At 71.7% G+C, this 21,233-nt stretch carries 21 protein-coding genes; 11 read left to right on the top strand and 10 right to left on the bottom strand.

From position 1 onward, the window contains the following. The first annotated feature begins 13 nt into the window (after nucleotides 1-13). Genes GE300_RS16340 through GE300_RS16330 form a run of 3 tightly spaced genes read left to right on the top strand, consistent with a single transcriptional unit; the run spans nucleotide 14 to nucleotide 2,853 of the window. Nucleotides 14-1,048, top strand: a complete 1,035-nt coding sequence (locus GE300_RS16340) for an ABC transporter permease (RefSeq protein ID WP_233417116.1) — start codon at nucleotides 14-16, stop codon at nucleotides 1,046-1,048. Between the two features lie 4 nt (nucleotides 1,049-1,052). Then, nucleotides 1,053-1,790 (top strand): ion transporter, encoded by a 738-nt coding sequence (locus GE300_RS16335; RefSeq protein ID WP_154448002.1) that lies wholly within the window; start codon nucleotides 1,053-1,055, stop codon nucleotides 1,788-1,790. Next, entirely contained in the window at nucleotides 1,777-2,853 is a 1,077-nt protein-coding gene (locus GE300_RS16330; RefSeq protein WP_154448000.1) for a BMP family ABC transporter substrate-binding protein, read from the top strand. Before GE300_RS16335 ends, GE300_RS16330 begins: the two co-directional genes overlap by 14 nt. 418 nt (nucleotides 2,854-3,271) lie before the next feature. Here GE300_RS16330 and GE300_RS16325 read toward each other — a convergent pair whose 3' ends face one another. Continuing rightward, entirely contained in the window at nucleotides 3,272-4,201 is a 930-nt protein-coding gene (locus GE300_RS16325; RefSeq protein WP_233417107.1) for a DMT family transporter, read from the bottom strand. Nucleotides 4,202-4,402: 201 nt separating this feature from the next. On the opposite strand from GE300_RS16325, the gene GE300_RS16320 reads away from it, so the two are divergent. After that, entirely contained in the window at nucleotides 4,403-4,834 is a 432-nt protein-coding gene (locus GE300_RS16320) for an FKBP-type peptidyl-prolyl cis-trans isomerase (protein WP_154447998.1), read from the top strand. Nucleotides 4,835-4,912: 78 nt separating this feature from the next. Here the strand turns inward: GE300_RS16320 and GE300_RS16315 are convergent, their stop codons facing one another. Further along, nucleotides 4,913-5,584, bottom strand: coding sequence for a helix-hairpin-helix domain-containing protein (locus GE300_RS16315; protein ID WP_233417106.1), 672 nt, complete (start codon nucleotides 5,582-5,584; stop codon nucleotides 4,913-4,915). Nucleotides 5,585-5,750: 166 nt separating this feature from the next. Between GE300_RS16315 and GE300_RS16310 the strand changes: the two genes are divergently transcribed. The 7 genes from GE300_RS16310 (at nucleotide 5,751) to GE300_RS16280 (ending at nucleotide 10,556) form a co-directional block, all read left to right on the top strand. Further along, on the top strand, nucleotides 5,751-6,689 hold the full coding sequence (locus GE300_RS16310; protein WP_154447994.1) for an aldo/keto reductase: 939 nt from the start codon (nucleotides 5,751-5,753) through the stop codon (nucleotides 6,687-6,689). A 134-nt stretch (nucleotides 6,690-6,823) separates the two neighbouring features. Then, on the top strand, nucleotides 6,824-6,940 hold the full coding sequence (locus GE300_RS16305) for an entericidin A/B family lipoprotein (RefSeq protein ID WP_154447992.1): 117 nt from the start codon (nucleotides 6,824-6,826) through the stop codon (nucleotides 6,938-6,940). A gap of 286 nt (nucleotides 6,941-7,226) precedes the next feature. Beyond that, nucleotides 7,227-7,649, top strand: coding sequence for a hypothetical protein (locus tag GE300_RS16300; RefSeq protein ID WP_154447990.1), 423 nt, complete (start codon nucleotides 7,227-7,229; stop codon nucleotides 7,647-7,649). Continuing rightward, complete coding sequence (locus GE300_RS16295; RefSeq protein WP_154447988.1) at nucleotides 7,646-7,981, top strand: hypothetical protein; 336 nt, start codon at nucleotides 7,646-7,648, stop codon at nucleotides 7,979-7,981. The genes GE300_RS16300 and GE300_RS16295 overlap by 4 nt, the downstream gene beginning before the upstream one ends. Nucleotides 7,982-8,094: 113 nt before the next feature. Further along, the gene (locus tag GE300_RS16290; RefSeq protein ID WP_154447986.1) at nucleotides 8,095-9,306 is read left to right on the top strand and encodes an MFS transporter; all 1,212 of its coding nucleotides are present in this window, start codon (nucleotides 8,095-8,097) and stop codon (nucleotides 9,304-9,306) included. A gap of 156 nt (nucleotides 9,307-9,462) precedes the next feature. Next, nucleotides 9,463-10,164 (top strand): orotate phosphoribosyltransferase, encoded by a 702-nt coding sequence (locus GE300_RS16285; RefSeq protein ID WP_154447984.1) that lies wholly within the window; start codon nucleotides 9,463-9,465, stop codon nucleotides 10,162-10,164. A 5-nt stretch (nucleotides 10,165-10,169) separates the two neighbouring features. Continuing rightward, complete coding sequence (locus GE300_RS16280; protein ID WP_154447982.1) at nucleotides 10,170-10,556, top strand: VOC family protein; 387 nt, start codon at nucleotides 10,170-10,172, stop codon at nucleotides 10,554-10,556. Between the two features lie 37 nt (nucleotides 10,557-10,593). Here GE300_RS16280 and GE300_RS16275 read toward each other — a convergent pair whose 3' ends face one another. The 8 genes from GE300_RS16275 to speB form a co-directional block, all read right to left on the bottom strand. Further along, the gene (locus GE300_RS16275) at nucleotides 10,594-11,484 is read right to left on the bottom strand and encodes an NAD(P)-dependent oxidoreductase (protein ID WP_154447980.1); all 891 of its coding nucleotides are present in this window, start codon (nucleotides 11,482-11,484) and stop codon (nucleotides 10,594-10,596) included. Nucleotides 11,485-11,509: 25 nt separating this feature from the next. Then, complete coding sequence (gene glpK, locus GE300_RS16270) at nucleotides 11,510-13,021, bottom strand: glycerol kinase GlpK (RefSeq protein ID WP_154447978.1); 1,512 nt, start codon at nucleotides 13,019-13,021, stop codon at nucleotides 11,510-11,512. Between the two features lie 386 nt (nucleotides 13,022-13,407). Further along, nucleotides 13,408-13,710, bottom strand: a complete 303-nt coding sequence (locus GE300_RS16265) for a DUF6280 family protein (RefSeq protein ID WP_154447976.1) — start codon at nucleotides 13,708-13,710, stop codon at nucleotides 13,408-13,410. Between the two features lie 278 nt (nucleotides 13,711-13,988). Continuing rightward, nucleotides 13,989-16,535, bottom strand: coding sequence for a GcvT family protein (locus GE300_RS16260; RefSeq protein WP_154447974.1), 2,547 nt, complete (start codon nucleotides 16,533-16,535; stop codon nucleotides 13,989-13,991). Between the two features lie 116 nt (nucleotides 16,536-16,651). Then, nucleotides 16,652-17,470, bottom strand: coding sequence for an alpha/beta hydrolase (locus GE300_RS16255; RefSeq protein WP_233417105.1), 819 nt, complete (start codon nucleotides 17,468-17,470; stop codon nucleotides 16,652-16,654). Nucleotide 17,471: 1 nt separating this feature from the next. Next, on the bottom strand, nucleotides 17,472-18,779 hold the full coding sequence (locus tag GE300_RS16250) for an NAD(P)/FAD-dependent oxidoreductase (RefSeq protein WP_154447970.1): 1,308 nt from the start codon (nucleotides 18,777-18,779) through the stop codon (nucleotides 17,472-17,474). Beyond that, complete coding sequence (locus GE300_RS16245; RefSeq protein ID WP_154447968.1) at nucleotides 18,779-20,143, bottom strand: glutamine synthetase family protein; 1,365 nt, start codon at nucleotides 20,141-20,143, stop codon at nucleotides 18,779-18,781. Before GE300_RS16245 ends, GE300_RS16250 begins: the two co-directional genes overlap by 1 nt. Before the next feature lie 18 nt (nucleotides 20,144-20,161). Beyond that, nucleotides 20,162-21,130, bottom strand: coding sequence for an agmatinase (gene speB / locus GE300_RS16240; RefSeq protein ID WP_154447966.1), 969 nt, complete (start codon nucleotides 21,128-21,130; stop codon nucleotides 20,162-20,164). Nucleotides 21,131-21,233 lie beyond the last annotated feature (103 nt).

Below are 21,233 nucleotides of genomic sequence, written 5' to 3'. Positions count from 1 at the left end.
GACGGTGTCGATCATGATCGCCGCGACGCCGCTGATGCTGGCCGCGCTGGGCGAGCTGGTGGTCGAGAAATCCGGCGTGCTGAACCTGGGCGTCGAAGGGATGATGATCATCGGCGCCATCGCCGGCTTCGCCGTCGCGGTCGAGACCGGCTCGCCGATGCTGGGAGTCGTCGCCGCCGCGCTGGCGGGCGCGGCGCTGGCGCTGGTGTTCGGCGTGCTGACCCAGATGCTGCTGTCGAACCAGGTGGCGACGGGGCTGGCGCTGACGCTGTTCGGCCTCGGCCTGGCGGCGCTGATCGGCCAGCCCTACGCGGGGATCAAGCCGCCGGCGTTTCCGCGGCTCGACTTCTTCCTGTCGGACATTCCGGTGATCGGCCGGGTGCTGTTCGGGCACGATCTGATGCTCTACCTCGCCTTCGCGCTGCTGGCGGCGGTCTGGCTGTTCCTGAGCCGCACCCGCGCCGGGCTGATCCTGCGCGCGGTCGGCGAAAGCCACGACGCCGCGCACGCGCTGGGCTACAACGTCATCGGCATCCGGCTGGCGGCGATCGCCTTCGGCGGCGCCTGCGCGGGCCTTGGCGGCGCGGCGCTGTCGCTGGTACGCGTGCCGCAGTGGACCGAGGGCATGACCGCCGGGGCGGGCTGGATCGCGCTGGCCATCGTCGTGTTCGCGACCTGGAAGCCGGGCCGGGTGGCGCTGGGCGCCTACCTGTTCGGCGGCGTGACGATCCTGCAGCTGAATTTCCAGGCCGCGCGGATCACACCGCTGTGGCTGCTGGCGCTGGCGCTGCTGCTGCTGGCGGTCAACGCCAGCGTGCGCCGCTGGCAGCAGGGCCGGCCGGTCGCGCCGGTGCTGGGATGGTGGGCCGCCACGGCGGCGACCGCGGCACTGGCCGTGGTCTGGGCGCCGTCGATCCAGTCGCAGTACCTGTCGATGACGCCCTACATCTGCACCATCCTGGTGCTGGTGGTGATGTCGGGCAACCGGCTGCGCGCCAGCCTCGCCGCGCCGGCCTCGCTGGGCCGCGTGTTCCACAGGACGGGCTGAATGCATGCAGATCCGCGCCCGAATCCACGACGTGCTCGAGGGCGACGACCCGCGCCTCGGCCGGCCCTATGTCATTTTCAACAACGCGATGATCGTGCTGGCTGTGCTGGCCTACGCGATCGCGACGATGCCCGACCTGCCGGCGCGGCTGCGCGACGCGCTGCGGCTGGCCGAGGCGCTGGTGATCATGGCCTTCGCCGCCGACTACCTGTTGCGGCTGGCCAGCGCGCCGCGGCCGCTGGGCTATGCCTTCGGCTTCTGGGGGATCATCGACCTGATCGCCTGGGCGCCGGCGCTGCTGCTGGGCGGCACCGACCTCAGTTCGGCCCGGGTGTTGCGGCTGATCCAGCTTGCGCGCATCCTCAAGCTGATGCGGCTGGCGCGTGCGTTCGACATCCTGCTCGGCGCGCTGCGCGACGTGCGCGACCAGCTGCTGGTGTTCGTGATCTTCACGCTGATCATGCTGTTCCTGGCGGCGGTGGGGATCTACCAGTTCGAGCATCCGGCCCAGCCGGAGCTGTTCAAGTCCGTGCCCCACGCGATGTGGTGGGCGGTGGCGACGCTGTCGACCGTGGGTTACGGCGACATCTACCCGGTGACGGCGGGCGGCAAGGTCTTCACCGGGCTGGTGCTGCTCGTCGGGCTGGCGGTGATCGCGGTGCCGACCGGGCTGATCTCGGCCGCGCTCGTCCAGAAAACCACAGAAGAAACCAACAAGGAGACTCAGCATGAAAAGACGTAACCTGCTGCTCACCGCCGCCGCGCTGTCGGTGGGGCTGGCCGCCGGCGCCGCCGCCCAGGACGATCCGGTCAAGGTCGGCTTCGTCTACGTCGGCCCGATCGGCGACTTCGGCTGGAACTACCAGCACGACCTCGGTCGCCAGGCGGTCGAGGAATACTTCGGCGACAAGGTCGAGACCACCTATGTCGAGGACGTGCCCGAAGGCCCCGACGCCGAGCGCGTGATCCGCCAGCTGGCCCAGTCCGGCCACGATCTGATCTTCACCACCTCGTTCGGCTTCATGAACCCGACGATCAAGGTCGCCAAGCAGTTCCCGGACGTGAAGTTCGAGCACGCCACCGGCTACCAGCGCGCCGACAACGTCTCGACCTATTCGGGCCGCTTCTACGAGGGGCGCGCGGTGATCGGCCACATCGCCGGGAAAATGACCGAAAGCAACATCATCGGCTACATCGCCTCGTTCCCGATCCCGGAGGTCGTGCGCGGCATCAACGCCGCCTACCTCGCCGCCAGGGACGTGAACCCGGACGTGCAGATGAAGATCATCTGGGTCAACAGCTGGTTCGACCCGGCCAAGGAGGCCGATGCCGCCAACCAGCTGTACGACCAGGGCGCGGACGTGATCATGCAGCACACCGACTCGACCTCGCCGATGGCGGCGCTCGAGGGCAAGGACGTGATCATGTTCGGCCAGGCCTCGGACATGGCCGAGTTCAAGCCGAAGCCGCGCGTCAGTTCGATCATCGACAACTGGGCCCCGTACTACATCGAGCGCACCCAGGCGGTGATCGACGGCACCTGGGAAAGCGTCGACACCTGGCACGGCATCGACAAGGGCATGACCGAGATCGGCGAGATGACCGAGGCGATCCCGGAAGAGGTCCGCGAAAGCGCCCAGGCGCTGGCCGACGCCATCGCCGCCGGCGAGGTCCATCCGTTCACCGGCCCGATCAACAAGCAGGACGGCAGCCCCTGGCTTGCCGAGGGCGAGACCGCCGACGACGGCACCCTGCTGGGCATGAACTTCTACGTCGAGGGGATCGAGGGCCAGCTGCCGAACTGAGCCGCTGCCAGGCATGGCAAGATCAGACCAGGACGCCCCGCCGGACCCGCTCCGGCGGGGCGTTTCGCGACGGGCCGCCTGACGCGGGCGGCTGCCGCCGCCGCCCGGCAAGGACGTCCGGTCGCGCCGGCGGGCGACGCCGGACCGCGCCACCCCGTTCGCACCCGCGCGCGGGCGGTCGGGGCGGCCCACCGGGCGCTGGACGCTCACGGCTTCGACATGCCCAACCCGACCCGGATGCTGCTGTTCCACGACCAGACTCGGGAAGCCGATGGCGACCGCGGCCGGCACCGCGAGGGCTGGCCGGCGCGCCCCGACGGGGACACCTCCGTGCCGCGCCGGATCGCCGACGCGCCGGCAGCGAGTGGCAGCGGCGAATGGCGGCGGCAAAGGCTGAGCGGCGGGATCAGCGGCGGGATCAGCGGCGGCGCAGCAGCCGGCCGTCGATCGCCGCCAGCCCGGCGCCGATCAGCACCATGCCGGCGACGTGGGCGGGAGCCAGCGCCTCGCCCAGGAACGCCACGCCCAGCAGGATCGCCGACACCGGCACCAGAAACGTCACCAGCAGGATGTTGGTCGCCCCCGCCCGTGCCAGCACCCGGAAATAGAGCACATAGGCCAGCGCCGTGGATAGCACCGCCAGCGCCAGCACCGCCGCCAGCACCCCCGCCCCCGGCGCGGGCAGCGTCCACGGCCGGTCCAGCAGCAGCGCCGCCGGCGCCAGCATCAGCGCCGAGACGGTGACCTGGCCGGTCGCAACCACCACCGGATCGACGCCCCAGCCGGCAAAGCGCCGCCCGAAGGTGCCGGCGCAGGCATAGGACAGCGCCGCGCCCAGGATCGCCAGCTGCGCCCAGCCGGCGCGGCCCAGCCCCGACAGCGCCTCGGGGCCGATCATCACCACCACGCCGGCGAACCCCAGCGCGACGCCCGCAAGCCGGCGCGCGCTCATCCGCTCGTCGGCCAGGAACAGCCCGGCCACCACCACCCCGAACAGCGGCGTCGTGGCGTTCAGGATCGACGCCAGCCCGGCGCCGATGCTGGTCTGGCCCCAGACGATCAGCCCGAACGGGATGACGTTGTTCAGCACGCCCATCACCGCCAGCGCGGCGATCACCCGCCGCTCGCGCGGCAGCCTGCGGCCGGTCGCGGCCAGCACCAGCCACAGCACCGCCGCCGCCAGCCCGACGCGCAGCGCGACGATGCTGGCCACCGGCAGCGCCGTCACCGCGACGCCGACGAAGAAGAACGATCCGCCCCACAGCAGCGACAGCGCCAGCAGCATCGCCCATTCGGCGCCGCCCATGGCGGCGGGCATCGGGGACAGGGCAGGACGGGTCAGGGACATGGCGCGGATCTCCGGGCGGAACGGCCCGGCTCTAGCGGTTTCCGCGCCCCCGCGCGACCCGGTTCCTGCGCCTTTCCGCCGGCTGTTTGCATCCGCCGGTCGGGCTTGTTACGATTCGCCCCGAGTACCGTTGGACCGCGCGCCAGACAAAAGGACCGCGCGCGGCCCCGGCAACCGCATACCCACCACAGGAGCAACATCATGAGCAAAGCCGCAGAGGCTGGAGACACGCTGCGCCTTCACTACACCGGCACCTTCGAGGACGGCACGGTGTTCGATTCCTCCGACGGGCGCGACCCGCTGGAGTTCACCCTTGGCAGCGGCCAGATCATTCCCGGGCTCGACAAGGGCGTCACCGGCATGGAAGTGGGCGAGGAGCGCTCGGTCACCGTCCCGCCGGCCGATGCCTACGGCGAGCGCGACGACAAGCTGGTCCAGTCCGTCCCGCGCGAGACGATTCCGGACAACATCCCCACCGACCCGGGCACGCAGCTGCAGATGCAGACGCCGCAGGGCCAGCAGATCCCGGTGGTCGTCACCGGCGTCACCGACGAGCATGTCGAGCTGGACGCCAACCACCCGCTGGCCGGCAAGACGCTGAAATTCGAGGTCAAGCTGGTCGAGATCGCCTGATCCGGCCACCCGGACGGAAAAGGCCGCGCTCCCTTCGGGACCGCGGCCTTTTTTTCGTCTTTTCTGCTCGAACGGAACTCAGCCCTTGATCAGCGCCTTCGCCTGGCCGACCCAGTCGTCGCGGCGGATGCGGCCGGGCAGCCCGCCCAGCGCCTCGTCCATCTGATCGATCCTGGCGTCGTCCCAGGCGGCGATGTCGGCGAAGCTGCTGACGCCCTGCGCATTCAGGTTCGCGGCCATCTTCGGCCCGACGCCCTTCAGCTGGGTCAGGTCGTCCGCGGCCTTCGGCGCAGCCTTCACCGCTTCGGGCCTGGCGGCTTCCACCTTCGCGGCCTCGGGCTTGGCGGTTTCAGCCTTCGAGGCGTCGGCTTTCGCGGCGTCGGCTTTCGGGGCGTCGGCCCTGGGCGCCACCGGCTTGTCCGCCACGGCCTCGACCGGCGAGGGTTTCGCGGGCGCGGGCTTCGCGGGCGCCGGATGCGGCGCGGCGCCGTTTGCCGGGGTGGCCGCCGGGGCGGACCTGCCGGGCGCCTTTTCGGTCACCAGTTCGGCGTCGGCCACGTCCTTGCGGATCGCGCTGCGCTGGGGCTTGCTGGCGCGGCGCGGCGCGGGGCCCTCGGTCGCGATGTCGGCGAACCGCCACGGCACGCCGAACAGCGGCGCCATCGGGCTGAGCGAGGTCCAGTACTCGATCGGTCCTTCGCCCGGCCGTGGGAACAGGCGGGTCGGATCGATCTTGGCAGCGAAAAACATGTCGACTCCGGTTTCGGGTGTTGTCTTTCCGGTATAATGGTGATTGTCGCGTTGCACTGCAAGGCAATTCATACTGCACTGCACAATAATCGGCGGTACGGTGCCGATTGCAACACCCGCCGGCTTGCGCCACTCTCCGCGCAGACCACCCCACAAAGGATTCCCGATGTCCCAGGATCTCGCGCCCAAGCTGGGCAAACCCGTGTCGCGGTTCGCTTTCGGCGTGATGCAGTTCGGCGGCAAGGCCGACGCCACCGCCTCGGCGGCGCTGTACCGGCGCTGCCGCGACGCGGGCATCAACATGTTCGACGCCGCCTACGCCTACACCGGCGGCCAGGCCGAGACGATCCTGGGCGAACTGGCCGAGCCCGAGCGCGAAAAGGTGGTGCTGATCTCGAAATGCCTGACCGCCACCGGCCAGCGCGGATCCGAGATCGAGGCCCAGGCAGCCGAAAGCCTGCGCCGCCTGCGCACCGACCATGTCGACGTGCTGTACCTGCACCGCTGGCCCGGCGACGAGCTGCTGGACGAGGTGCTGACCTCGATGGCGGCGCTGCACCGGCAGGGGGTCTACAAGGTGCTGGGCGTGTCGAACTTCTCCGCCTGGCAGGTGATGAAGGCGCAGGCCCGCGCCGAGGCGCTGGGCGCGCCGCGGATCGGGGCGCTGCAGCCGATGTACAACCTGGTCAAGCGCCAGGCCGAGGTCGAGCTGCTGCCGATGGCGATCGCCGAAGGCATCGCCGTGCACGTCTACTCGCCGCTGGGCGGCGGGCTGCTGACCGGCAAGTACGCCGCCGGCGCGGCCGGGCGGCTGACCGAGGACGCGATGTACCGCGACCGCTATGCACCGGCCTGGATGCACGCCGCGGCTTCGGGCCTGTCGGCGATCGCCGCCGGGCTGGGCGTCGATCCGGCGACGCTGGCGGTGGCCTGGGCGGCGATGCACCCCGGCGTCAGCGCGCCGATCATCTCGGCCTCGCGCTCGAATCAGCTGGAGCCGTCGCTGGCGGCGCTGGACTTCGACATGACCGACGCACTCTACAACGAGATCGCCGCGCTGGTCCCCGCCCCGCCGCCTGCCACCGACCGGCTGGAGGAGGCCTGACGGCCGTGCGCGCCCGCCGCCCCGGCACCGGCGGGCCACCGATCGGCGTGGCGCCGACACGCGGTCGGCGCGGATGGACAGCCCCCCGCAGGGGCGGTAGATTGCGGCCTGATCCATGTCTGCGGAGACACCCCATGATGCGCGCCGTCGCCCTCGTCCTGATCCTGACCTCGCTGGCCGCCTGCGAAACCGTGAAGGGCGTCGGCCGCGACGTCACCAGCGCCGGGCAGGCGCTGGACAACACCTTCTGAGGCTTGATCCGCCGGTTCCGCCGCGGCTGGACTGATCGCGCCCGGCGGGGGGCATCCCGGTCCGCGGACAGCGCCGACGCGCGCCCGTCTCTCGAACCCACATCCACCGGTTTTTCACCGGCCCGCGCCTGGCGGACACTCGGGCCCCGATGGGGAAGAACCGATGCCGACATCCCGCCTCGCGCGCCTGCGCGCCAATGCCAGGCAGCTTCGCCGCGCCGTCCTGCGCGGCGACGCCGACGCCTGTGCCCGTGCCGCCGCGATCGCCACCTAAGACCGGGCCGCGGTGCAGGCGGCGCCGGGCGCCGACCCGCGGGCCGCCACCCGCGGCGTCGGCCAGCGCACGCCGATCCTGCACCTGGCGTTCTCGCAGTACATCCGCATGGCGCCGGACCGGCGCGCCGACATGCTGGCGATCGCCCGCCTGCTGCTCGACGCCGGCGCCGACCCGAACGACGGCATGCCGGCCGGGCCCGGCTCGGCGCACAAGCGGTCGGCGCTTGACGGCGCGCTGGGCCGTGCAGACAACCTGCGCTGGCCGAGCCGCTGCTGCGGCGCGGCGCCGATCCGAACGGCAACGAGTCGCTGTACCACGCCACCGAACTGCCGCACCGCGACGGCCTGCGGCTGCTGCTCGCCCACGGCGCGAGAGCCGCGGGCACCAACGCCCTGCCGCGCGCTCTCGAGTTCGACGACCTCGAGGCGGTGACGCTGCTGCAGCACGGCGCCGCCCCGAACGAGGGCATCGCCGAACACCCGTCGGGCCAGGCCGCGACCACGCTGCCCGCGCTGCACCAGGCGGCACGGCGATGGTGCGGCGCCGGTGGTGCGGGCGCTGCTCGATCATGGCGCCGACCCGGCGGCGCGCTGGCAGGGGCTGACGCCCTACGTCTTCGCGCGGGTCTGCGGCAACGCGCCGGCCGCGACCATCTTGCCTGCGCGCGGCTGCTGCTCGAGGCCGGTGCCGTGCCGGAGCCGGGCGCGGCCGCCGCCACCGGCACCGAGGACATCGCCACCCTGCTCGACGACTGGCGGGGCTGAGTGCCGGCGCGTCGGCGCTGGGCGGACGCAGTGTTTCCGCCCCGCGGCCGCGCTTCGGTTTGCCTTCGTCCGGGCGAAGGGCCATGTAGGACCAATAGCTTCGGAGTGATTTCATGACTGCATCGATTGCCGACGCGGGCCCGGTGCCCGTGCAGGATCCCGGCCGTGTCGGGGTCGCCGTGCTTCTGTTCTGCTCGATGATGACGGTAATGGCGGGGGCGACGATCTCGCCCTCGCTGCCGCAGATGGTGCTCGCCTTCCAGGATACCCCCGACGCCGGGATCCTGGTGCGGCTGGTGATCACCATCACCTCGCTCGCGATCGCGCTGACGGCGATGCCGGTGGGGGCGCTGGCCGACCGGATCGGCCGGATTCCGCTGCTGACCGGCGGCATCGCGCTTTACGTCGCCGCCGGCACCGCGGGGCTGTGGGTCGACCAGCTCGGCGCGCTGCTGGCCTCGCGGGTGGCGCTGGGCATGGCGGTGGCGGCGATCATGACCACCGCGACGGCGCTGATCGGCGACTACTTCGACGGCGAAAGGCGCGGCCGCATCCTTGGCTGGCAGGGCTCGGCGATGGGTTTCGGCGGCGTCGTGTTCATCACCCTGGGCGGGCTGCTGGCGCAGACCGGCTGGCGCGGGCCGTTCTGGGTCTACGCGATCCCGATCGTACTGCTCGCGGCGGTGCCGCTGATCCTGCACGAGCCCGCCCGCCTGCGCCCCGGCACCCCCGGCCAGAGCGCCGGGCGCGAGCCGCAGGGCCCGCGCTTCCTGCTTTACGCCGCCGCGTTCCTGGTGATGGCGGGCTTCTACGCGGTGCCGGTGCAGATGCCGTTCCTGCTGGCCGAACAGGGCCACCCCGAGCCGCGCGTCGCCGGGCTGGCGCTGGGCACGGTGACGCTGGTCTCGGCGCTGGCCAGCCTGAACTTCGGGGCGGTGACCCGGCGGCTGCGCCCCGGGCTGGTGGTGCCGCTGGCGACCGCCGCCGCCGGCGCGGGCGTGCTGATCGCCGGGCTGGCGCCGGCGCTGCCGCTGACCTTCGCCGGGCTGGCGCTGACCGGGCTGGGCCTGGGGCTGACGATGCCGGGGCTGCCCAGCTTCCTGATGCGGATCACGCCGCGCGCGCGCATGGGCAGGGTGATGGGCGGCTTCACCACCGCGATCTTCCTCGGCCAGTTCGCCTCGCCGCTGCTGCTGCAGCCGGCGATCGCCCGCGCCGGCACCGCCGCCGGCGTCGCCTCGGCGGCGGTGCTGTTCGCCGCCGCCGCCGCGCTGCTGCGGCTGATCGCCTTGCGCTACCGCGTCGCGCAGGCCGCCGCTCGCTGACGGTGCCGCAGGCGGCGCCCCGCCCGCTCGGATGCAGCGGAATCTCGGGATGCGGTCCCCGACCCGCCGCTTGCCCCGACCTCCCCGCGCCGAAACAGGCCTTGCGTCCGCGGCCGGAAGGCGCAAAACAACGGCCAACCGACCCGGAGGCCGCGCATGTTCCCCAACACCTTCCCCGACAAGTCCGAGATCGCCCGCCTGACCGCCCGCATGCTGTGGGAGGTCGAGGCCGTCCACTTCCGCCCGGACGAGCCCTACATCTTCACCTCGGGACTGGCGAGCCCGGTCTATATCGACTGCCGCAAGCTGATCTCGTTCCCGCGGATCCGCTCGGCGCTGATGGATTTCGCGGTCGCCGGCCTGAACCGCGACGCCGGCTTCGAGCAGTTCGACGCCGTCGCCGGCGGTGAAACGGCGGGCATCCCCTTCGCCGCCTGGATCGCCGACCGCATGGGCCTGCCGATGCAGTACGTGCGCAAGAAGCCCAAGGGCTTCGGCCGCAACGCACAGATCGAGGGCGTGATCCGCGAGGGCCAGCGCGTGCTGCTGGTCGAGGATCTGGCCACCGACGGCGGCTCGAAGCTGCGCTTCGCCGAGGCGGTGCGCGCCACCGGGGCGACCTGCGCGCACACCTGCGTCGTGTTCTACTACGACATCTTCAGGGGCGGCATCGAGACGCTGGCCGAGAACGGCCTGCAGTTGCACTACCTGGCCAGCTGGTGGGACGTGCTGGACGCGGCCCGCGACAGCGGCCGGTTCGACGCGCAGACGATCAAGGCGGTCGAGGAATTCCTGCACGCGCCGCTGGACTGGTCCGGCGCCCACGGCGGCGCCACCGAAGTGGTCGCGAAGGGCTAGCGCCGATGCACCTTTCCGCCGTCGCGCTGGTGGTGCCGGACTACGATGCGGCGATCGCGTTCTACACCGGGCCGCTGGGCTTCACCCTGGCCGAGGACATCGACCAGGGCGGCGGTCGGCGCTGGGTGACGGTGGTCCCGCCCGGCGGACAGACCCGGCTGCTGCTGGCGCGGGCAGCGACGCCCGAACAGCAGGCGGCGATCGGCAACCAGACCGGCGGCCGGGTGTTCCTGTTCCTCTCGGTCGACGACTTCGACGCCGCGCACGCCCGCATGAGCAAGGCCGGCGTGCGCTTTCTCGAGGCGCCCCGCGACGAGCCCTACGGCCGCGTCGCGGTGTTCGAGGACATCTTCGGCAACCGCTGGGACCTGATCCGGTACCGCGCCGCCTGAGCGGCTCGCGGCGGGCGGCACCGCGCCGCGCGCAGGCTCAGCCCTTCTCGGGCAGCTCCACCCCGGCGCGCTCGGCCAGCAGGCGGGCGATGCAGGCGTCGGCCTGCCGGCCCAGACCGCCGGCGGCGGCGTCCTCGAACAGCGCCAGCGCGTGCCGCAGCAGCGGCAGGTCCAGATCGCCCGCCATCGCCGCGACCAGGCCCAGGTCCTTGCGGACGATGTCGACCGAGGAATGCGGGGTGTAGGCGCCCTCGGCCACCTGCTGGCCGCGGCTCTCGAACATCCGCGACTGGCCGGTGCTCTCGCTGACCACGTCATGCACCACCTTCAGGTCCAGCCCGTCGCGCGCCGCCAGCACCATCGCCTCGGCCATCGCCGCGGTGTGCACCCCGGCCAGCAGCTGGTTGATCATCTTCACGCGCGCGGCAGAGCCGGGCGTCTCGCCCAGCCGGATGATCCGCGACGAGATCGCCTCCAGCACCGGCAGCGCGCGGTCGAACGCCGCATCGGCGCCCGAGGCGATCAGCGTCAGATCCCCGGCGGCGGCCTTCTCGCGCCCGCCCGACACCGGCGCGTCGATCACCTGCATGCCGGCGGCCAGCAGATCGTCGGCCAGCGCCTCGGCCTCGGCCGGGCCCATGGTGGCGTTCAGCACGAACACGGTGCCCAGATCGGCCGCGGCGACGGCGCCGTCGCGGCTGCCGAACAGCACGCTGCGCACCTGCTGGGCGTTCAGCAGGAACACCAGCACCACGTCGGCGCCCTTCACCGCCGCGGCGGCGGCGTCGGCGCGCCCGCCGCCCTCGGCCGCGAACTGGTCCAGAACCTCCTCGACGATGTCGTATCCGGTGGTCTCGATGCCGGCGCGCAGCAGCGACTGCGCCGCGCCCATGCCCATCGCGCCCAGGCCGATAACTGCAGCCTTCATTCCCTGATCCCCCGCATCCGCACGGTCACCGCGTCAACGTCCGCGCCACCGCGGACCGCGTCAACGTCCGCGCCACCGCGTCCTTCCAACCCGCGTACCGGCGCGCGCGTTCCGCGTCGTCCATCGCCGGCTCGAACCGGCGCTCCAGCGCCCAGCCGCGCGCGAACTCCTCCTGTCCCGGATAGAGCCCCGCCTTCATCCCCGCCAGCCAGGCCGCGCCCAGCGCGGTCGTCTCCAGCACCTCGGGGCGGTCCACCGGCGCGCCCAGCATGTCGGCCAGGAACTGCATCGTCCAGTCCGACGCGGACATGCCGCCGTCGACGCGCAGCACCGCCTCGCCGCCGGCGCCCCAGTCGGCCTGCATCGCCTCCCACAGATCGCGGGTCTGGAAGGCGACCGATTCCAGCGCCGCGCGGGCCAGCTCGGCCGGGCCGGAACTGCGCGTCAGCCCGTAGATCGCGCCGCGGCAGTCGGCGTCCCAGTAGGGCGCGCCGAGGCCGGTGAACGCCGGCACCAGGTACAGCTCCTGTCCCCGGTCGGCGCGCTCGGCCAGCGGCTGCGTCTCGGCGGCCTCGCGGATGATCTTCAGCCCGTCGCGCAGCCACTGCACCACCGCGCCGGCGATGAAGATCGATCCCTCCAGCGCATAGGTCGGCTTGCCGTCCAGCTGGTAGGCGACGGTGGTCAGCAGCCGGTTCTGGCTGGGCACCGGCGTGTCGCCGGTGTTGAGCAGCGCGAAGCAGCCGGTGCCGTAGGTCGATTTCAGCATGCCGGGCCGGAACACCGCCTGGCCCACGGTCGCGGCCTGCTGGTCGCCGGCGACGCCCAGGATCGGCACCTCGCGGCCGAACAGGTCGGGCCGGGTCATGCCGAACTCGGCGGCACTGTCGCGGATCTCGGGCAGCATCGACATCGGGATGTTCAGAAGCCTGCACACCTCCTGGTCCCAGCCCTGCCGGCGGATGTTGTACAGCATCGTGCGGCAGGCGTTTGTGGCGTCGGTGACATGCGCCTTGCCCCCGGTCAGCCGCCAGATCAGGTAGCTGTCGACCGTGCCGAAGGCCAGCTTGCCGGCCTCGGCCCGGTCGCGCACCCCGTCGACGGTATCCAGGATCCACGCCAGCTTGGTGCCCGAGAAATACGGGTCCAGCAGCAGCCCGGTGCGCTCGGTGATCATCGCCTCGTGGCCCTGCTCGCGCAGCCGGGCGCAGAACGCGGCGGTGCGGCGGTCCTGCCAGACGATGGCGTTGTAGACCGGCTGGCCGGTGTCGCGGTCCCAGACCACGGTGGTTTCGCGCTGGTTGGTGATGCCGACGGCGGCCACTGCCTCGGGGCCCAGGCCGGCGCGCTCGATCGCCGCGCGGCAGGTGCCGGCGGTGGTGGACCACAGGTCCTGCGGATCGTGCTCGACCCAGCCGGACTGCGGGAAATGCTGCGCGAACTCCTCCTGCGCCGAGGCGACGATCTTCAGCGATCCGTCGAACAGGATCGCCCGGCTCGACGTGGTGCCCTGGTCGATGGCCAGAACGTGGCTCATGAGGATCCTCCCGGTCGTCGCGGTCTTGCGCCGGGGCGAGAGTGCCTTGCGGCGCCGGACCCCGCAACCCCCGCGTGGGCAACCCCGCGTGGCAACCCCGCATGACCGCGCACCACGCCGCGGCCTTCAAGGGCCGGCGCGGCGGATTAACCGGACGGAAACCGAATCGGGCGCAGGGTCGGTCCTGCTCCCCGCCGGCGCGAATCGCGTGGCACCCGCTCCTGAAACCACGCTTCCCCCGTGGGTTTCGTCGTGCGGCGCGCGACGGCGGCCGGGCACAGAAAAACCCCGCGCGACGGGGTCTCCGCCGGCGGGGTTTTTCTGGTCCGGAACGATCCGGATACGGCTGGCCCGCGCGGGCCGGCCAGGGGAATGGCGCAGCGGCCTCAGGCGGCCGCGCGGCGCTCGCTTTCCTCGCGGCTCAATGCGACCGAGGTCCGCACGCCCTTGGACACGAAGTCCATCAGGCCCTTCACGGTCCGCTCGTTCGGCTCGATGCCGGCGCAGGTCAGCACTTCGCGACCGTCGCGGGACCGCGCCCAACGCGCGATCACGTCCTGGCCGTTGCCATATTTCTTGTCGTCCGCGATGGCGTCGTCCAACGCCGCCAGAACCACCGCAGCGAACAGCTTCTGTGCGCGCTTGCCCTGGTCATTGGCGTACGCGGTCTGATCAACGTAATCGAACATACGCTTTCTCGATCTCCCGTCTTTCTTGTTTGCGGTGCAATATGACCCTTTTTTGACGCATCACCATTGCATTCTCGACAAGTCATCCATGCAGGCGACGCATAGCAAACACCGCCGCACGCCCCCTTCCTTCGGTCAATCTCTTGCCGTAGCGAGGAAAAAGCCATTCGCGGCGTACGGATGCCACTGCACCGAACTACATCGGGATATGGCACCCAAACCCTGCAAGACAAGGGGCCGGGTCGCAAAAGCGACACTTTTCCGCCGCAGATCCGGGCTCAGCCGCGCATCCTGTCGCCCGCCGGGTCGAACGGCGGCTCGAGCGCGATCCGCGCGGGCCGCCGCGTGCCGAGGATCTCGACGGCGAACCGCCCCACGCCCGCGTCCCCGGCCAGCGCCGCGGGCACGTAGCCCTGCGCCATCGACGCGCCGATGCCGTGCGCGTAGCCGCCCGAGGTCACCCAGCCGACCACCCGCCACTCGCCGTCGCGCTGCGGGTCCGCGCGCGGCACCGGGCCGCCGGGCCCGTGCCGCTGCGCACCGGTGCCGTGCGGCGGCGTCGTGGTGCCGTGGTCGGTGTCGCCCACCCGGGCCCAGACCGGCTCGTCACCCATCACGTCGGCGGTTGCGGCGTCGACCAGCAGCGACACCCGCCGCAGCCGCGGCCCCTCGGCCCGTTCCTGCGCCGCCACCGCGCGGCCGATGAAGTCGCCCTTGTCCAGCTTCACGAACCGGTCCATCGCCGCCTCGAACGGCCCGTAGATCGGTCGCAGCTCGTGGCCCCAGGTCGGAAAGTTCTTCTCCAGCCGCATCGACAGCAGCGCGCGCATGCCGAAATCGCGGATGCCATGCGCCGCCCCGACCTCCTTCAGCGCCAGATAGATTCGCCGCGCATAGGCCGGCTCCATCCAGATCTCGTAGCCCAGATCGCCGGTATAGCTGATCCGGTTCACCGCGCAGGGGCAGCCGGCGACGTCCATCTGCCGGTGATCCATGAAGCGGAACGCCTGCGGGCCGATGTCGGCGTCGACCAGTTGCGCCAGCACGTCGCGCGACTTCAGCCCGGCGATCATCAGGCCGACCAGCGTCTGTCCCAGCCGCCGCACCGAAACCGAGCCGTCGCCCGGCAGATGCCGCTCGAACCAGCGCATGTGATGGATCTGCGCGGCGGACGAGCCGAACACCAGGAAACTGTCCTCGTCCCGGCAGGCGACGGTGAAATCGCCGATCATCTTGCCGCGCCGGTTCAGCATCGGCGACAGCGCGATCCGCCCCGGGTTGGGGATCCGGTTGGTCAGCAGGTGGTCCAGCCAGCCGCGCGCGCCCGTCCCGGTCACCTCGTACTTGGCGAAATTGGCGATCTCGGTCACGCCGACGCCCTCGCGCACGGCGCGCACCTCGGCGCCGACGTGCTCGAAGTCGTTCGAGCGGTGAAAGCTGGGCACGTCCTGCGCCGCCTCGGCCGAGGGCGCGTACCACAGCGGCACCTCCAGCCCCCAGCTGTCGCCCATCACCGCGTGGTTGTCGCGCACCTGGATGTCGTACAGCGGCGTCGTCTGCTGCGGTCGCGCGGCCGGCAGTTCCTCGTTCGGGAAGCGGATCGAGAACCGGCGGGAGTAGTTCTCGCGCACCTTGGCGCTGGTGTACTTCAGCGTCGCCCACTCGCCGAAACGGGCCACGTCCATGCCCCAGACGTCGAAGCCGGGATCGCCCTCGGTCATCCAGTTGGCCAGCACCAGCCCGACGCCGCCGCCCTGGCTGAAACCCGCCATCACCGCGCAGGCGGACCAGAAGTTGGTCAGCCCCTGCACAGGGCCGACCAGCGGGTTGCCGTCGGGGGCGAAGGTGAAGGGGCCGTTGATGATCTGCTTGATCCCCGCCCGCTCCAGCGCCGGGAAGTGGCGGAAACCGACCTCGAGGTTCGGCGCGATGCGGTCGAGATCCGGCTCCAGCAGCTCGTGGCCGAAATCCCAGCGCGTGGTCTGCGGCGACCACGGCCGGCAGGCCTGCTCATAGGTGCCGACCAGCAGGCCGCCGCGTTCCTGGCGGGTATAGATCTCGCCCTTGAAGTCGATGATGTGGCAGACCTCGCGCCCGGTCTGCTGGTTGTAGGCGGCGATCTCGGGAATATCCTCGGTCAGCAGGTACATGTGCTCCATCGCCAGCAGCGGCAGCTCCAGCCCGACCATGCGCCCCACCTCGCGCGCCCACAGGCCGGCGGCGTTGACGACATGCTCGGCGCGGACGGTGCCCTGTTCGGTGATCACGTTCCAGGTGCCATCCGGGTCCTGCGCAAGGTCCGTCACCGGGGTGCGCAGCACGATCTCGGCGCCCAGGTTCCGCGCCGCCCTGGCATAGGCATGGGTGGTGCCCGACGGGTCCAGGTGGCCCTCGACCGGGTCCCACAGCCCGCCGACGAAGTGGCTGTCGTCGAGGATCGGGAACATCGCCTTCGCCTCGGCGGCCGAGACCAGTTCGGTCTGCATCCCCAGCGCGCGGCCCTTGGCGTGGGTGTAGCGCAGGAAGTCCATCCGCTCGGGGCTGTCGGCCATCATGAAGCCGCCGGTCAGGTGCAGCCCGCAGGACAGGCCCGAGGCTTGCTCCAGTTCCCGGTACAGGCCGATGGTATAGGACTGCAGCTGCGCGACGTTCGGATCGCCGTTGAGCGTGTGAAACCCGCCCGCCGCGTGCCAGCTGCTGCCGCTGGTCAGCTCGGACCGCTCGATCAGCATCGCGTCGGTCCACCCGGCCCGCGCCAGATGATACAGCACCGAACAGCCGACGACCCCGCCGCCGATCACCACCACCCTTGCCGTGTCCCGCATCCGCTGCCTCCGCTGCCTCCGTTGCCGCCGTTCGCACAGGGGGCCACGGCCGGGCGGGCGGGTTCTACCAGTTCAGGACCATCGAGGGTCCGTTTGCGACCCCTGCGCCCGCCGCGTCAGCCCAGCAGGCACCGGGTCAGCGCGCTGTCGGCGCTGCCGAGCCCGTCGATGACGCTGAAATGATGCGTGCCCGGATCGACCACCGACGCCATGTCGGCGCCCAGCCCGGTCCAGACATTGGCCAGCAGCGCCGACTGGCGCAGGAACTCGGGCCGCTCGTCGCCGCCGACCCAGGTGGTGACGCGCACGCCCTCGCGCGGGGTCAGCAGCGCCGGGCTTTCGGCGGCGGCGGCAACCGGGTCCAGCCCCAGCGTCGCGTTCATCGCGGTGCGCAGCAGCGGCCGCAGGTCGTGCAGCCCGCTGATCGGGACGACATGCGCCAGCCGGTCCCGCACCGCCGGCGCCAGCGTGCTGTCGGCGCAGGTCAGCCGCGCCACCAGGTGACCGCCGGCGGAATGCCCGGCGGCGCGCACCGGGCCGGGCACCAGGCGCGCGGCCTCGGCCACCGCGGCGGCGATCTCGCGCGTCATCTCGGCGATGCGCGCCGCGGGGGCCAGCGTGTACGAGGGCACCGCCACCGCCCAGCCGGCCGCCACCGCGCCGGCGGCGAACCCGGACCAGACCGACTTGTCGAACGCCATCCAGTAGCCGCCATGCACGAACACCACCAGCCCGCGCGCCGCGCCGTCGGGCGCGAACAGGTCAAGCCGCTGGCGCGGCGCCGGCCCGTAGGCATGGTCCAGCCGCGCCCGCCCGGCACTCGCCAATCCGTCGCGGAACGCGCGCGCCGCGACCGGCCAGCGGTCGATGTACTGCGCCGCGCCATGGATGTGGTCGCGGTTGGCATAGGCGTCGTCCCAGTCGGCGATGCGCATGTCAGACCCCCAGCCGGTCGCGCAGCGCATACCAGCTCATCGCCGCCACCAGCAGCGGCTGGCGCGCCCATCCGCCGCCGGGAAACGGCGGCGGCGCCAGGCTGGCGAAGGTGCGAAAGCCGTCGTGCCGCCCGACCATGTGCTGCGCCATCAGCCGGCCGGCCAGCGTCGCCAGCGCCACGCCGTGCCCCGAGAAGCCGCCGGCGACCAGCCGCGTGCCGCCGATGGCGCGGAAGAAGGGCAGCCGCGAGCGGGTGATCCCCAGCGTGCCGCCCCAGGCATAGTCGATGCGGATGTCCTTCAGCTGCGGGTAGACCTGCGCCAGGTTGCGCCGCACCAGGCGCCCGATGTCGCCGGGATAGCGGTAGCGGTAGGTCTCGCCGCCGCCGAACAGCAGCCGGTTGTCCGCCGACTTGCGCCAGTAGTTCACCACGAACTTGCTGTCGGCCACCGCGACGTCGCCGGGCAGGATCTCGGCGTGGGCCCGCGGGCTCAGCGGCTCGGTTGCGACGATGAAGTTGTTGATCGGCATCACCCGCCGCGCCGAGCGCCGCTCCAGCCCGCCGTGATAGCCGTTCAGCGCGAAGAACACGCGCCTGGCGGTGACGCTGCCGTGTTCGGTCCGCACGACGTGCGGCCGATCCTCGCCGACCGAAAGCACGCGGCTCTTCTCGTGGATCACCGCGCCGGCGTCGATGGCGGCGCGGGCAAGGCCGCGGACGAAGCTCAGCGGATGCAGGTGCCCGGCACCGGTGTCCAGCGTGCCCCCGGCATAGAGGCGCGAGCCGGTATGCCGGGCGACGGCGTCGCGGTCCAGCACGCTGATCCGCTCGTAGCCCAGGTCGTCACGCAGGTGCCGGGCCTCGTCGGCGGCGGCGCGGGCGCCGGCCTCGGTCAGCTCGGCCCGGATGTGGCCGCGCTTCAGGTCGCAGGCGATGCCGTGCTCGTCCACCAGCGCGCGCACATGCGCCTTGGCGTCCTCGGCCAGCTGCCACAGCGCCGCGGCCTTGGGCGCGCCCAGCATCCGGCGCAGCTCCAGCTGCCCCAGGCGCTGGCCCGAGCCCAGCTGCCCGCCGTTGCGCCCCGACGCGCCCCAGCCGACCCGGTTCGCCTCCAGCACCACCACGTCCAGCCCGCGCTCGGCCAGGTACAGCGCCGCCGACAGCCCGGTGAACCCGGCGCCGATGATGCAGACCTGCGCCGTACGCGCGCCGCGCAGCGGCTCGCACGCCGGCGCCGGGCCGGCGGTGGCGGCGTAGTAGCTCTGCGGGTGCTCGCCGTCGGGTTCGTTGAGTCGCAGCAGGTCCATCATACGTTCAGCAGCAGGTGTTCGCGCTCCCACGGGCTGATCACCGCCAGGAAGCTTTCCGCCTCGTGCCGCTTCAGCCGCGCGTAGACCGTGCAGAAGCTGCGCCCCAGCACCTGTTCCAGCTCGTCGTTGCCCTCGAAGCCGTCCACCGCCTCCAGCAGGCCGCGCGGCAGCGCGTAGTCGAAATCATAGGCCTCGCCGCCGACCGGCGGCCGCGGCGTGACGCGGTTCTTCATGCCCAGGTAGCCGCACGCCAGCGAGCCGGCGATCGCCAGGTAGGGATTGGCGTCCATGCCGACGATCCGGTTCTCGACCCGGCGCGCGTCCGGGCCGGACACCGGGATGCGCAGCCCGGTGGTGCGGTTGTCCGGACCCCATTCCAGGTTGATCGGGGCCGAGCCGTGCGGCACGTAGCGCCGGTAGCTGTTCACATAGGGCGCCAGCATCGGCATCACCTGCGGCAGATAGGTCTGCTGACCGGCGATGAAGGCGCCGAACAGCTCGGTGCTTTCGCCATCGGGGCCGGTGAACACGTTCTGCCCGGTCTCGATGTCGACCACCGACTGGTGGATGTGCATCGCCGAGCCGGGCTCGTGCTGCATCGGCTTGGCCATGAAGGTGGCGAAGCAGTTCTGCCGCAGCGCCGCCTCGCGGATGGTGCGCTTGAACAGGAACACCTGATCGGCCAGCGCCACCGGGTCGCTATGGGTGAAATTGATCTCGATCTGCCCGGCGCCGCCTTCCTGGATGATCGTGTCGATCTCGAAGCCCTGCGCCTCGGCGAAATCGTAGATGTCGTCGATCACCGGGCCGTATTCGTCCACCGCCGTCATCGAATAGGCCTGGCGCGAGGCGACGACCCGCCCGGTGCGCCCGATCGGCGGCTCGATCGGCAGGTCCGGGTCGGTGTTCGGCTTGGTCAGGTAGAACTCCATCTCGGGCGCGATCACCGGCTTCCAGCCCTCGGCGGCGTACAGCTCCACCACCCGCTTCAGCACGTTGCGCGGCGCCAGCGGCATCCGGTTGCCGTCGTGGTCGAGGATGTCGTGGATCACCTGCACGGTCACGTCCTGCGCCCAGGGCGACGAGGTCGCGGCGCCGAAATCCGGCACCAGCACCATGTCGCTTTCGGTCCACTGGTTGGTGATGTCCATGTCGACATAGGCGCCGTCGATCGTCTGGTAGAAGATCGACATCGGCAGGTACATGCGGTCGCCGCGGATGAACTTCGCGTTCGGCATCGCCTTGCCGCGGCTGATCCCGGCCATGTCGGCGACCACGCACTCGACCTCCTCGACGCGGCGGCCGGCCAGCCATGTCTGCACCGCCGAGGGCAGCCGCGTTGTCCAATCCTGGGTTGTCATGATCTCACCGTTCGCAATTCACAGCCTGCCCACCGCGCGGCGCGGCGCGCCCTTCGCCTCGGCCAGCAGGCACAGCCAGTCGTGCGCCACGGTCGCGGCCGCGATCGCGGTGATCTCGGCATGGTCATAGGGCGGCGAGACCTCGACCAGGTCAAGCCCCACCAGGTTCAGACCCGACAGCCCGCGCAGGATCTCCAGCGCCTGCCAGCTGGCCAGCCCGCCCGGCACCGGCGTGCCGGTGCCCGGGGCGAAGGCCGGGTCCAGCACGTCGATGTCGAACGAGACGTAGACCGGCGCGCCGGCGACCCGCGCGCGCAGCGCCTGCACCGTCGCGGCCACGCCCTCGCGGTGCACGAACGGCGCGGTCAGGATCTCCAGTCCCTCGTCGCTGTCGTGGAAGGTGCGGATGCCGACCTGCGCGGATGTCGCGGCGTCGACCAGCCCGTCGCGGATGGCGCGGCCCATCATCGTGCCGTGGTCGATGCGCTCGGGATCGTCCTCCCACAGATCGCCGTGCGCGTCGAACTGGATCAGCGCCAGCGGGCCGTGTTTCGCCGCATGGGCCTTCAGCAGCGGCCAGGTCACGAAGTGGTCGCCGCCGAGGGTCAGCATGCGCGCGCCCGCGTCCAGGATCGCGGCGGCATGCGCCTCGATCGCCGGCGCGACGGTCTGCGGATGGTGCGGGTCGATCCAGGCGTCGCCCCAGTCGATCACACGCAGGGTCTCGAACGGGTCGAACCCCCAGGGAAAGGCGTTCAGCTGCGCCGTCTCGGCCGAGGCGGCGCGGATCGCCCGCGGTCCCAGCCGGCAGCCGGGCCGGTTGCTGGTCGCGCCGTCCCAGGGCAGGCCGCTGACCACCACGTCGGCGCCGGCCGCGTCGCGGCTGTAGGGCCGGCGCAGGAAGCTCAGCGCGCCGGCATAACCCATCTCGGCCCAGCGGCCGCGGGGGTCGGTCTTGCGGAAGGCCTGGTCGCCCCGTTCGCTCATCGTCGTTCTCCTTCCAGTCTCGCGCCGCGCCGTCAGTTGCGCCGGCGCATCGCCAGCCCGGCCAGCGCCACGCCCAGCGCCACCACCACCAGGATGATCGTCG

The organism is Halovulum marinum, assembly GCF_009697225.1.
GTDB classification, from domain to species: domain Bacteria; phylum Pseudomonadota; class Alphaproteobacteria; order Rhodobacterales; family Rhodobacteraceae; genus Halovulum; species Halovulum marinum.
This window is presented reverse-complemented; position numbering and strand designations above follow the sequence as displayed.

What these genes read in the sequence shown, in the direction of transcription:
- GE300_RS16305 (WP_154447992.1), top strand. Translation starts at nt 6,824, where the DNA reads ATGATGCGCGCCGTCGCCCTCGTCCTGATCCTGACCTCGCTGGCCGCC.
- GE300_RS16245 (WP_154447968.1), bottom strand. Translation starts at nt 20,143, where the DNA reads ATGACAACCCAGGATTGGACAACGCGGCTGCCCTCGGCGGTGCAGACA.
- GE300_RS16315 (WP_233417106.1), bottom strand. Translation starts at nt 5,584, where the DNA reads ATGTTTTTCGCTGCCAAGATCGATCCGACCCGCCTGTTCCCACGGCCG.
- GE300_RS16290 (WP_154447986.1), top strand. Translation starts at nt 8,095, where the DNA reads ATGACTGCATCGATTGCCGACGCGGGCCCGGTGCCCGTGCAGGATCCC.
- GE300_RS16340 (WP_233417116.1), top strand. Translation starts at nt 14, where the DNA reads ATGATCGCCGCGACGCCGCTGATGCTGGCCGCGCTGGGCGAGCTGGTG.
- GE300_RS16325 (WP_233417107.1), bottom strand. Translation starts at nt 4,201, where the DNA reads ATGTCCCTGACCCGTCCTGCCCTGTCCCCGATGCCCGCCGCCATGGGC.
- GE300_RS16250 (WP_154447970.1), bottom strand. Translation starts at nt 18,779, where the DNA reads ATGGACCTGCTGCGACTCAACGAACCCGACGGCGAGCACCCGCAGAGC.
- GE300_RS16275 (WP_154447980.1), bottom strand. Translation starts at nt 11,484, where the DNA reads ATGAAGGCTGCAGTTATCGGCCTGGGCGCGATGGGCATGGGCGCGGCG.
- GE300_RS16260 (WP_154447974.1), bottom strand. Translation starts at nt 16,535, where the DNA reads ATGCGGGACACGGCAAGGGTGGTGGTGATCGGCGGCGGGGTCGTCGGC.
- GE300_RS16310 (WP_154447994.1), top strand. Translation starts at nt 5,751, where the DNA reads ATGTCCCAGGATCTCGCGCCCAAGCTGGGCAAACCCGTGTCGCGGTTC.
- GE300_RS16330 (WP_154448000.1), top strand. Translation starts at nt 1,777, where the DNA reads ATGAAAAGACGTAACCTGCTGCTCACCGCCGCCGCGCTGTCGGTGGGG.
- glpK (WP_154447978.1), bottom strand. Translation starts at nt 13,021, where the DNA reads ATGAGCCACGTTCTGGCCATCGACCAGGGCACCACGTCGAGCCGGGCG.
- GE300_RS16280 (WP_154447982.1), top strand. Translation starts at nt 10,170, where the DNA reads ATGCACCTTTCCGCCGTCGCGCTGGTGGTGCCGGACTACGATGCGGCG.
- speB (WP_154447966.1), bottom strand. Translation starts at nt 21,130, where the DNA reads ATGAGCGAACGGGGCGACCAGGCCTTCCGCAAGACCGACCCCCGCGGC.
- GE300_RS16335 (WP_154448002.1), top strand. Translation starts at nt 1,053, where the DNA reads ATGCAGATCCGCGCCCGAATCCACGACGTGCTCGAGGGCGACGACCCG.
- GE300_RS16255 (WP_233417105.1), bottom strand. Translation starts at nt 17,470, where the DNA reads ATGCGCATCGCCGACTGGGACGACGCCTATGCCAACCGCGACCACATC.
- GE300_RS16265 (WP_154447976.1), bottom strand. Translation starts at nt 13,710, where the DNA reads ATGTTCGATTACGTTGATCAGACCGCGTACGCCAATGACCAGGGCAAG.
- GE300_RS16285 (WP_154447984.1), top strand. Translation starts at nt 9,463, where the DNA reads ATGTTCCCCAACACCTTCCCCGACAAGTCCGAGATCGCCCGCCTGACC.
- GE300_RS16320 (WP_154447998.1), top strand. Translation starts at nt 4,403, where the DNA reads ATGAGCAAAGCCGCAGAGGCTGGAGACACGCTGCGCCTTCACTACACC.